The organism is Fibrobacter sp. UWH6 (genome assembly GCF_900142465.1).
GTDB lineage: Bacteria > Fibrobacterota > Fibrobacteria > Fibrobacterales > Fibrobacteraceae > Fibrobacter.
In genome coordinates this window covers 207344-218275 of the sequence record NZ_FRAX01000002.1, presented here as the reverse complement: position 1 = coordinate 218275, position 10932 = coordinate 207344, and the positions used below count along the sequence as shown (strand labels likewise).

At 49.7% G+C, this 10932-nt stretch carries 8 protein-coding genes; 6 read left to right on the top strand and 2 right to left on the bottom strand.

The genetic code is table 11. From position 1 onward, the window contains the following. Positions 1-112 precede the first annotated feature (112 nt). On the bottom strand, positions 113-1351 hold the full coding sequence (locus BUB73_RS02815; RefSeq protein WP_073283400.1) for an aminotransferase class V-fold PLP-dependent enzyme: 1239 nt from the start codon (positions 1349-1351) through the stop codon (positions 113-115). 102 nt (positions 1352-1453) lie between these two features. On the opposite strand from BUB73_RS02815, the gene BUB73_RS02810 reads away from it, so the two are divergent. Together BUB73_RS02810 and epmA are read left to right on the top strand one after the other, a co-directional pair. Next, positions 1454-2875, top strand: a complete 1422-nt coding sequence (locus tag BUB73_RS02810) for an FISUMP domain-containing protein (protein WP_073283397.1) — start codon at positions 1454-1456, stop codon at positions 2873-2875. A gap of 1 nt (position 2876) precedes the next feature. Continuing rightward, the gene (gene epmA / locus BUB73_RS02805; RefSeq protein ID WP_249269440.1) at positions 2877-3857 is read left to right on the top strand and encodes an EF-P lysine aminoacylase EpmA; all 981 of its coding nucleotides are present in this window, start codon (positions 2877-2879) and stop codon (positions 3855-3857) included. Here epmA and BUB73_RS02800 read toward each other — a convergent pair. Beyond that, entirely contained in the window at positions 3854-4360 is a 507-nt protein-coding gene (locus BUB73_RS02800) for a TlpA family protein disulfide reductase (RefSeq protein ID WP_073157653.1), read from the bottom strand. The genes epmA and BUB73_RS02800 overlap by 4 nt on opposite strands. An 87-nt stretch (positions 4361-4447) precedes the next feature. Here BUB73_RS02800 and BUB73_RS02795 point away from each other — a divergent pair, with 87 nt between their 5' ends. The 4 genes from BUB73_RS02795 to alaS all read left to right on the top strand — a co-directional run bounded on the left by BUB73_RS02795 (position 4448) and on the right by alaS (position 10810). Continuing rightward, positions 4448-5515, top strand: a complete 1068-nt coding sequence (locus BUB73_RS02795) for a type IV pilus twitching motility protein PilT (RefSeq protein WP_073157650.1) — start codon at positions 4448-4450, stop codon at positions 5513-5515. 6 nt (positions 5516-5521) lie between these two features. After that, complete coding sequence (locus tag BUB73_RS02790) at positions 5522-6724, top strand: type II secretion system F family protein (protein ID WP_073157647.1); 1203 nt, start codon at positions 5522-5524, stop codon at positions 6722-6724. Positions 6725-6899: 175 nt separating this feature from the next. Continuing rightward, the gene (locus BUB73_RS02785) at positions 6900-8021 is read left to right on the top strand and encodes a glycoside hydrolase family 16 protein (RefSeq protein WP_283160648.1); all 1122 of its coding nucleotides are present in this window, start codon (positions 6900-6902) and stop codon (positions 8019-8021) included. A 146-nt stretch (positions 8022-8167) separates the two neighbouring features. Beyond that, positions 8168-10810, top strand: a complete 2643-nt coding sequence (alaS, locus tag BUB73_RS02780) for an alanine--tRNA ligase (protein WP_083539615.1) — start codon at positions 8168-8170, stop codon at positions 10808-10810. Positions 10811-10932: the final 122 nt, after the last annotated feature.

Here is a 10932-nt window from a genome sequence, read left to right as displayed (position 1 = left end):
CAGGGTTGTAGCGCCGAGATGACCTTCCGCGGGCGTAGGGAAAAAACAGAATTAGATAATCTAGAAGTGAAAATAAACCCCGACACCTATGGTGTCGGGGAATCTTTTTTAATTAAGCGAACAGTCTAATGACTCGTTTAATTCCTGCGATGAACCTGTCTACGTCTCGTTCTAGAGTGTAAACGCCAAAGGAAAGTCGGAGGGTGGCATCCACGCCGAACCGGTCCATGACCGGTTGAGCGCAGTGGTGGCCGCTGCGCACAGCGACGTTCTCTTCATCGAGAATCATGGCGGCGTCGCTGACGGCGATTCCGTCTAGAGTTACGCTGATTAAAGCTCCGCGATTCTTGGGGTTGCCGAGCACCTTGATCTGCGGGATGGTTGCCAATTGCTCAAGAGCGTATGCAACAATCTTTTCTTCATGTTCGCGGATATTGTCCAGCCCAATTTCCTGAATCCATTCTACAGCCTTGCCCAAACCAAGGACTTCGGCGATGGCGGGAGTGCCTGCTTCAAAACGTTCAGGGACATCTGCGTAAGTGGTCTTTTCGAAGGTGACGTTCTTGATCATTTCTCCACCGCCGTGCCAAGGTGGCATAGAATCTAACACGTCGTACTTACCGTAAAGAACGCCGATTCCTGTGGGTCCGTACATCTTGTGTCCGCTAAAAGCGATGAAGTCGCAGTCCAATTCCTGCACGTCAATCTTTAGGTGGGAAGAACTCTGTGCACAGTCAATCAAAATCTTTGCCTGGGGAGCGTTGCTGCGGACGGTCTTAATAATTTCCTTGATGGGATTTACCGTGCCCACGGCATTGCTTACATGGGTTACGGCCACCATCTTTACTTTTTCGGTTAGCAGTTCCGGTAGCTTACCCAAATCCAAATCTCCATCGTCCTTTACCGGGATGACCTTGATTTTTGCACCCTTCATTTCGGCAACGATTTGCCAGCTGACGATGTTTGCGTGATGTTCCAATCCGCTAATGAGAACTTCATCGCTTTCGTTAAAGAACTTGCGTCCGTAACTCCAGGCCACCAGATTGATGCTTTCGGTGGTGCCGCGGGTAAAGACGATTTCGTTTTCGCTCTTGGCGTTTATAAACTTGGCGATGTTCTTGCGGGTGGCTTCGTAGGCCTCGGTAGTGCGTGCGCTCAAACGGTAGACGCCGCGCTTTACGGAGCTGTAGTGTTCTCGGTAGAAGTCGTTCATGACATCGATAACGCATGCGGGCTTCTGGGTGGTGGCGGTGCTATCCAGGAATGCCAGGGGTTTAGCTTCCTTGTCACCTGCCACGAGCATGGGAAATTCGCTACGGATTTTTTCTGCATCAAACTTTACATCAATCATATGTCCAAAAATAGAAATTGAAAAATGTTTAGAATTGTTTTGATGTCTTATAGAGCCGTGTTTTGTATATTTGGGGCTGAAAAAAATTAAAGGGTTATTGGTATGGTTTATAGACGTAAAAACATTTTTGTTATGACCGGGCTTGCATTGTCTTTTGCAGCGACTGCTTTTGCCCAACAGGAACTTCGTGACGCTGTGGATGCAGGCGATGTGGCTACTGTGCAGAAGATGGTGAAAAAAGGTCAAGTTGAGGAAATTTACTGCGGTGAACTTTCCCCCAACGATGCCGTAAAAGTTTATGAAAAGATTTTTAAGGCCATGCCTGGTGAATCTTTTGAAAGTTGCCCCAACCAGTTTGTGTATGGCTATGGTGTCAAGGCCTGCTCCAATGGCAAGGACATGGAAACATGTCTCAAGGTGACCAACAAATTGATTGCCGATGCTACGGCAGGAAATGCAAATGCCATTGAAACTCTTGGTTCCGTGGCAAAGTCCGCCTTGAAAACTAAGGCTTACGCGAAGCCTGTGAAGGAACAGGTGGACACGACCCTCTGGGTTCCTTGCGCGAAGAAAGGTAAGGCTCGCGAGGCTTGCATCGAGGAATGCTGGGCTCAGGCAGATACCCTGCGTGGCGTGGAGCATAAACCGGTTTGCGATGCTGTTCCCGAACATTATGTGGATACGGTGATCACCATTTCTAAACCGTCTCCCCTTTACGAGGCTCTCCGTAATGGAATCGTGGATGGCTTCTGGAAAGTCCCCATGTCCGCTGCGGAACCTTTTGCAAAATTGATGCAGGCTAATGCCAAGGGTCTTTCGATTCCCGATTCTTCTGTAATCAGCGTTTCCTACGTGAACCAGTGGGCTGACAGGCACAAGGCCGACAGTTCCGCTCTTCCCGGTGGCGAGCTTTTCCGCTTCTGCTATATGTGGCAACCTCAGGTGGATTCCATCCTAGCTTCCAAGGAACTTGAAGCCCGTTGCCCTGTTTTTGAAACATTTGTGGATCCGCGTGATAACCAGAGCTACAAGGTGAAGGACATTAATGGTACCAAGTGGTTTGTACAGAACTTGGCTTACGTCATGGAAGACAAGTCTAAATGTTATGACGGAGAAGAAGAGAACTGCAAGGTCTTCGGACGTCTCTATTCCTATGATGGAGCTCAGGCGGCTTGCCCCGAAGGTTCTCACCTTTCTACTGATGACGAATGGAAAATGCTGGAAGTTTATGCCGGCGGTGCCAATGTAGCTGCCGAAAAACTTCGTAGCAATGGCTCTGACGATTACGCCTTTACCGTTCTCTTTGGCGGTTATGTCAACAAGAATAACATCTCTGTCATTCAGGGTGAGGGCGCATACTTCTGGACTGATGCTGACGTTGGTGATGGCCGCGGTGTGGCTCGATCTATGTTCAGCACCGATAAGGAAGTTTCCTCTATGCCAGTGGACAAGGCTTTCTCCATGTCTGTCCGTTGCGTCATGAATCCTGTTGCCGGCGGTGATGCCGCTTCTACGGAAGAATAATATGATGGATGGTAAGGCTCCCGTTTCGTTTGCTCCCACCTGTTCTCGAGAGAATTGGCTGAAACGTCAATCCCTGATGAACAAGGTCCGCGAATTCTTTACTGCTCGAGGTTCTCTTGAAGTAGAAACGCCCACTCTTTCTAACGCTGGTGGAACGGATCCCCAGCTGGATTATTTTCAGGTGGGTGCCGCTGGTGAGCCTTTGCGTTTCATGATGACTAGCCCCGAATTCCACATGAAGCGATTGCTGGCTGCCGGGTTCGGCGACATTTTCCAGATTGCAAAATCTTTCCGTAAAGATGAATTCGGAAGCCATCATAACAATGAGTTCAGTATGGTGGAATGGTACCGCGTTGGCTGGCCTCAAGAAAAACTGATGGACGAAGTGGAAGCTTTGGTAAGTGAAATTCTCGGAAAGCCCATAAACGCTCGTCGCACCCGCTGGATCGATGCCTTTAAAAATTATGCCGGCGTTGACCCTTTCTGCAAAAATCTCGGGGACTTTGCCGAGGCTTGCCGCACTCGCGAAATTCCTGTTCCCGAAATGCAGTCCATGTCCCGCGAAGACTGGTGGGATTATCTGATGGTCTTTATAATTGAACCGGCTCTTGCAAGTAACGGACCTGAATTTATTCTGGATTATCCGCCCTCTCAGGCAGCTCTCGCTCAAACCTATGTGGATTCTGAAGGACTCACCTGGGCAAAGCGTTTTGAATTGTTTGTAGATCAGGTGGAACTTTGTAATGGATATACCGAGCTGACAGACGCTGTGGAGCAACGCAGACGATTTGATGCTGACCTGGAAATCCGCAAGACCATGGGTAAGCCTCTGCCTCCGATCGACGAACATTTCTTGGCCGGTCTAGAATCAGGCATGCCTGCCTGTTCTGGCGTCGCGTTGGGCTTGGACCGTTTGTTTATGCTTGCCATGGGTAAGGAAGAAATCGCCGATGTGATTTTGTTCCCCAGCCCTGTTGCCTAGCGCAGAATTTTATCTAGTTGATATCGCATTTCTTTTTTGTCGAAAATGCCCACGTTCACTTTGACGATACTATCTTGTTGGTTGACGAGGTAGCTGACTGGAAGGACGCCTGGATTTCCCAAGGCGTTCATGATGTCGTAATTCCAGTGAATCATTGTCCAGGGGAGTTCCGCCTTCTTTTTGTATCGGGCTGCTATAGTGGGGGAGTCGTCTTCGCTGATAAGCAGAATTTTAAGCCCCCTGTTGGTGTAGTCTAGGGAAATTTCCTTGAGGCTGGGAACTTCTGCCTGGCAGGCGGGGCACCATGATGCCGTAAGGACTATAAGGGTTGCCTCTCCTTTTTGCGTCCGATAGCTTGTGATGCTGTCCTTTTGCCCGATGAGGATCCCCTTGAAGTCTGAAATTTTTGAAGGCATGGTCTGGAATGAATCATGACCGCAGGCTACCAATAAGGTGGCCAGCGAAAACATTATCATTTTTATTATGGAACCAGACTTTTTCATTCTACTATCCTTAAAATAGTGTTTTTTGGAAGAATTTTGATAAAAATAGGGTGAAAAAAACTTGCACATAATGTTATATTCTTGGATATGGCATACAATATTCAAGATCTTCTCGCTGAAATGGTGAAACGTGGTGGCTCTGACTTGCATTTGACAGCAGGAGCTCCTCCTCTTATTCGTCTGCATGGTAATCTTACGGCTATTGGTGAAACCAAGCTGAAACCGGATGAAACTATGCGAATGACCTATAGTTTGATGAACGAAGGTCAGAAGAAGTCTTTTGAACAGAACAAGGAATGCGACTTTTCCTTTGGTATTGCGAACTTGGCTCGTTTCCGTGCCAATGCGTATTTGCAGCGTGGTTGCGTGGCGATTGCCTTGCGTATTATTCCGCTGGAAATCAAGACCTTTAAGGATCTTGGCCTTCCGAAAATTCTGGCTGAATTTACGACGCGTCCCTCTGGCCTTGTGCTGGTGACCGGTGCTACGGGTTCTGGTAAGTCTACTACCCTGGCTGCAATGATCGATAAGATTAACAAGGAACGTCACGATCACATTTTGACTGTGGAAGATCCTATCGAATTTTTGCACAAGCATCAGAACTGTATGATTAACCAGCGCGAAGTGGGAAGTGATACCGTAAGCTTTGCTAGCGCACTTAAGATGGCTCTCCGTCAGGACCCTGACGTGGTGCTTATCGGCGAAATGCGTGACCTTGAAACTATTCGTGCTGCATTGACCATTGCTGAAACGGGCCATTTGGCTTTCGCAACCCTGCATACCAACTCCTGTGTGCAGACCATTAACCGTGTGGTGGATGCTTTCCCCAAGGGTGAACAGCAGACCGTTCGAACTCAGCTTTCCTTTGTGCTTCAGGGCGTTGTTTGTCAGACCTTGGTACCGAAGATTGGCGGTGGCCGTGTAATGGCATACGAAATCATGAACGTCACACCGGGTATCCGTTCACTGATTCGTGACGACAAGGTTCACCAGATTGAATCCATGATTGAAATTGGTCAGAAGTTCGGTATGAATACCATGAACATGTGTCTTTGCGACTTGGTTAAGAATCGTAAGGTGGACCGCTTTGAAGCTTTGTCTCGTTCCCCCAGCCCGGATCAGCTGGAACAGCTGTTTGTGAAGGAAGGAGTGTAGTAAGTTATGGCAGAATTCCTGTATAAGGCGACCAACAGCGCCGGTAATAAATTTGAAGGCTCCATTGAGGCGAAGGATAAGGCAGAAGCTGAAGCCCTCTTGATGCGTCGCCGCTTGATTATCGAGAGCTTGAAAAAGAAGCCCATGGAAATCAAGATCAATATTGGTTCTGGCATTAAGCCCGCCGATATTTCTCGTTTTACCCGTATGTTCTCGTCTATGAGTTCTGCCGGTCTTCCTATGCTTCAGTGCTTGAACATTTTGGAAGAACAGTGCGAAAATCCTGAATTGAAAACTGTGATCCATAAGGTGACTCAGTCGATTAACGGTGGTTCTTCCTTGGCTGATGCGCTGACGCAGCACCCTAAGGTTTTTACGACCTTGTATACCAACATGGTGGCCGCAGGTGAAGCTGGTGGTATTCTGGATGGCATTCTTGCCCGTTTGGCCGAAACTCTTGAAAACGGCGAACGTCTGAAGCGTAAGGTGAAGAAAGCCTTGACGTACCCGGTCATGTTGATCATCGTGGGTATCTTGGTGGTGATTGCACTTATGACTTTCGTGGTGCCCACCTTCGCCGCTCAGTTCGCCGCTCTTGATGCTGAACTTCCTGCTCCGACTCAGGTGGTGATGAACATTTCTGACTTCTTGCGCGATAATGGTTTGCTCCTGGGTATTTTTGTGGTCATTCTCATTGTGGCTTATAAGTTGGCGATGAAAGTTCCTAAGGCGAAGTATGCCTGGGATGGTCTGATGCTTAAAATTCCTAAGCTAGGAGACCTTCAGATCAAGTCCACGACTGCAAGCTTTGCTAGAACTTTGGGCACCTTGCTTAATGCTGGTGTGTCTGTGATGGATTCTTTGAAGGTTGTGGCCTCTACTGTTTCGAATAAAGTTGTGGAACGTGCCATCGGTCGAATTTCCATCGGTATTGCTGGTGGTAAATCCATTGCGGAACCTATGGCCGAATGCAACCTGTTCCCGCCCATGGTGATTCAGATGACGGGCGTGGGTGAAAAGACCGGTAACCTTGGCGGCATGCTCCTGAAACTTGCAGACTTCTACGACGAAGAAGTGGATGCCGCAGTGGATGGCGTGGTGGGCATGATGGAACCCTTGATCATCGTGTTCCTGGGTGGTGCCGTGGGTGGCTTGCTTATTGCAATGTACATGCCCATGTTCTCTATGTCTGACTCTGTTAAGGGCTGACAAACGGGTTTTGTCAAAGCAAAAAAACGCGGACGTGTTCCGCGTTTTTTTGTTTTTAAAAGTTAGATATTTTGATTCTGTTGATACACTAAATTTATTATTGATATTCAAGTCTATTGGCTATTAGCGGCACAGAAGGGTATATTAAATCATGTAAGAAACAGCGAGGTACAACATGAAATCCAAAATCCTTCTCCCCTTCCTCACTGCAGGCGTAATGTTCTGCGCATTTACTGCATGTTCCGATGATAGCTCTAGTCCGACAGATTCGGGCGCTGTTATGAATCCCTCTGGAAACGTGGACGATCCCGCAAATCCTGGCGAAACTCCCGTAGTTCCCGGTGAAACTCCCGTGGATCCTGGCGAAACTCCCGTGGATCCTGGCGAAACTCCCGTGGATCCTGGTGAAACCCCTGTGGTCCCTGGCGAAACTCCCGTGGTTCCTGGTGAAACCCCTGTGGTCCCTGGCGAAACTCCTGTGACTCCCGGCGAAACTCCGGTGGTTTCTGAACCTTATCGCCTGACGATTGAAAATACCTATGCAAACAACGCTTCCGTCGAAGTGGCCGATTTTGACAGCTATAATTATTACGGGGCTGAACTGACTGGAAAGGATCAGTTTACATATGGTCGTTTTGAGGCTCGAATGAAGATGGTCTCTATTCCTGGTTCTGTAAGTTCCATGTTCCTTTACTATGATCCGTCCTATATGTTGGGCGATGAACCCTGGAATGAAATTGATATTGAAGTTCTTGGTGTTAATCCCGGCATGTGGCAGGCTAACTTGATTACCCGTGAAGCGGATGTGGAAGGTGGCCGTAAGAATCCTAAGAAAACTTCCGAAACGAAGACTGGCTTTGGTTTCAACGCTACTGAAGATTTCCACCTATTTGCCATGGTCTGGACTCCGGAATATATTTCCTGGGAAATTGATAGTGTCGAGGTCCGTCGTGATGTTCTGGGAATGACTAAGGGACAGGTCGAATTTATGACTAAGGAACAGTCCTTGCGCTTCAACTTGTGGGCTTCCAAGAGTGCATCCTGGGTTGGCAAGTTTACTGGCGCAGAATTGGCTGATGGTCCGGTCGCTCAGTGGATTGACTATGTTCGAGTCTATTCTTACGACACTGCAACAAAGACCTTCACTGAATCCTGGACTGACAACTTTGACGGTGAACTGGATGCCTCTCGCTGGTCTGCCGGTAACTGGGAAATGGAACACGTCATGTTGAAAAAGGAAAACTTGGTCGTGGAAGATGGATACTGCAAGCTTCTTATGACTCGCGAAGCCAAGTAAAAGCCCTTCTTGTTGAATCCTCTCTAGATAATGCCCTGCGTCGAGAAGACTCGGGGCATTTTTATATGCATCCCTAGAACAAGAGTCCTCGAAATCGTGCGCTAAAATTCTATCTTTTCCGCCGAAAAAACAATAAGGGACACAATATGCCTACTATGACTTCTGCGCAGGTGCGCGAATCTTTTATTAAGTTCTTCGAGAGCAAGGATCATCTGTTCGTCCGTAGCTCTCCCGTGGTTCCTCACGATGACCCCACCTTGATGTTCACCAATGCTGGTATGAACCAGTTCAAGGCCATCTTCCTGGGTGACAATCCCAAGGGCTGGAAGCGTGCATGCAACAGCCAGAAGTGCCTCCGCGTTTCCGGTAAGCATAACGACCTGGACGTTGTGGGTCGCGACAACTACCACCACACCTTCTTCGAAATGCTGGGCAACTGGTCCTTCGGCGACTACTACAAGAAGGAAGCTATCGCCTGGGCATGGGAACTCTTGACCGAAGTCTGGAAGCTTCCCAAGGAACGTCTCTTTGCAACTGTCTATCAGGATGATGACGAAGCATGGCAGATCTGGAAGGACGTTTCCGGTCTTCCCGATGACCGCATCATGCGCTTCGACGCTCACTCCAATTTCTGGGAAATGGGCGACACCGGTCCTTGTGGCCCCTGCTCCGAAATTCATTACGACCGCGGCGACCTTGCTACCCAGATGGAAACCTTCAAGGATCCTATCCTGGGCGTGAACGGCGAAAACGACCGCTACATCGAAATCTGGAACAATGTGTTCATGCAGTATGAACGTATCAGCGACGGCTCCCTCATTCCGCTGAAGGCCAAGAACGTTGATACCGGTATGGGCTTCGAACGTATCTGCGCTATCCTCCAGGGCAAGCGCAGCAACTACGACACCGACGTGTTCACCCCGATTATTTCCAAGGTTGCCGAACTTTCCGGCGTACCTTACACTGACGACGAAAACGGCACCCCCCACCGCGTGATTGCCGACCACATCCGCGCAGTCTCCTTCGCTATTGCTGATGGCGCTCTGCCCTCTAACGAAGGTCGTGGCTATGTGCTCCGTCGTATCCTCCGCCGTGCAAGCCGTTTTGCTCGCCTGCTCGGCCAGAAGGAAGCTTTCATTTACAAGCTGGTCCAGGTTCTTGCTGATACCATGGGCGAAGCCTTCCCCGAAATCCGTCAGCGTCAGGCTTTCGTGACCGAAGTGATCAAGAGCGAAGAAGACCGCTTCATCAAGACTCTGGATGCAGGTCTCGAACGTTTCGAAGCCATCGTTACCGAAATGGGTTCTGCCAAGGTTGTGCCGGGTGACAAGGTCTTCGTGCTTTACGATACCTACGGCTTCCCGCCGGACCTCACTGGCATCCTCGCCGAAGAAAAGGGCCTCACCATTGATGAAGCCGGTTTTGAAAAGTGCATGGAAGAACAGAAGGAACGTGCCCGCGCCAACATGAAGCAGGGCATCAACACCATGGGTACCGAAGGCTGGACTCAGTATTCCGAAGCTTCTACCAACTTCGTAGGCTACGAACTGTCCGCCTGCGAAACCAAGGTTGTCCGCTACCGCGAAGACAAGGGCGTTCTTTCCATCGTTCTTGAAACTTCCCCGTTCTACGCCGAAATGGGTGGCCAGGTTGGCGACAAGGGTATGCTGGTTTCTGCCGACCTGGAACTGAGCGTATTTGATACTGTCAAGGTGAACGACACCGCTCTCTGCCGCGCCAAGGTGGTGAAGGGTGAAGCTAACGAACAGACCATGGGTGGTGTGTTCATGGCTACCGTCGACAACGAACGTCGCATGGACATCCGTCGCAACCACTCCGCTACTCACTTGGTTCAGGCCGCTCTCCGCGAAGTGCTGGGCACTCACGTACAGCAGCAGGGTAGCTTGGTAACTCCGGATTCCCTCCGCTTTGACTTTACTCATTTCAATGGCATGACCGCTGAAGAAATTCAGAAGGTCGAAGACATCGTGAACGCAAAGATCATGGAATGCCTGCCGGTTCACACCGACGTCATGGGCGTGGACGAAGCTAAGGCTTCTGGCGCTATGGCTCTCTTCGGCGAAAAGTACGGCGATACCGTACGCGTTGTGAAGATGGGCGTAAGCGGTGAAGAATTCTCCAAGGAACTTTGCGGTGGCTTGCATGTTTCCAATTCCGGTAACATCGGCATGGTAAAGATCATTTCTGAATCCAGCGTTTCTGCTGGTGTCCGCCGTATCGAAGCTGTTACTGGCCGCGGTGCTATGACTATGCTTCGCGCTGGTGCTCAGATTGTAAATGCTCTCCGCGATCGTCTCCGTTGTAAGGATGCCGAAGTTCTGGATCGTATCCAGCAGTCCTTCGAAAAGACACAGTCCCTTGAAAAGGCTCTCCAGTCCGTGAAGCTGGAACTGGCAACAATGATCGCTGGCGACGTTCTGAATGGCGGCCTCGACGTCATGGGTGTCATGCTCTACGTTCGCGAATTCGATATGCCGGAAGATAAGTACAAGGAACTCCTGGACGGTATCCAGAACAAGCTGGACAAGGGTGCCGTGGCTGTCATTGCTAACAAGGTAAACGGTGCTGGTTCCATCGCCGTTATCGTGGGCAAGGATGTTCAGGCTAAGGGCATCAAGGCTGGCGACATGGTCCGTGATCTTGCCGCAGCATGTAACGGTAAGGGCGGTGGCCGTCCGGACCGTGCTCAGGCCGGTACCCGTGAACCTGAAAAGATTTCCGCAGCTATCAAGGACGCCAACAACTGGATCCGTGCAAAGCTGGGCTAATTAGACGAGAGAGCAGGTATGAGGTACGAGGTATGAGGGACTCCTTTGAGGTAAATAATCGCGCCGAAGGCGCCTAACTCTAGCTCAACGCTCATAACTGTTCACTCTTTACTTCCTACTAA

What these genes read in the sequence shown, in the direction of transcription:
- BUB73_RS02815 (WP_073283400.1), bottom strand. Translation starts at nt 1,351, where the DNA reads ATGATTGATGTAAAGTTTGATGCAGAAAAAATCCGTAGCGAATTTCCC.
- BUB73_RS02810 (WP_073283397.1), top strand. Translation starts at nt 1,454, where the DNA reads ATGGTTTATAGACGTAAAAACATTTTTGTTATGACCGGGCTTGCATTG.
- epmA (WP_249269440.1), top strand. Translation starts at nt 2,877, where the DNA reads ATGATGGATGGTAAGGCTCCCGTTTCGTTTGCTCCCACCTGTTCTCGA.
- BUB73_RS02800 (WP_073157653.1), bottom strand. Translation starts at nt 4,360, where the DNA reads ATGAAAAAGTCTGGTTCCATAATAAAAATGATAATGTTTTCGCTGGCC.
- BUB73_RS02795 (WP_073157650.1), top strand. Translation starts at nt 4,448, where the DNA reads ATGGCATACAATATTCAAGATCTTCTCGCTGAAATGGTGAAACGTGGT.
- BUB73_RS02790 (WP_073157647.1), top strand. Translation starts at nt 5,522, where the DNA reads ATGGCAGAATTCCTGTATAAGGCGACCAACAGCGCCGGTAATAAATTT.
- BUB73_RS02785 (WP_283160648.1), top strand. Translation starts at nt 6,900, where the DNA reads ATGAAATCCAAAATCCTTCTCCCCTTCCTCACTGCAGGCGTAATGTTC.
- alaS (WP_083539615.1), top strand. Translation starts at nt 8,168, where the DNA reads ATGCCTACTATGACTTCTGCGCAGGTGCGCGAATCTTTTATTAAGTTC.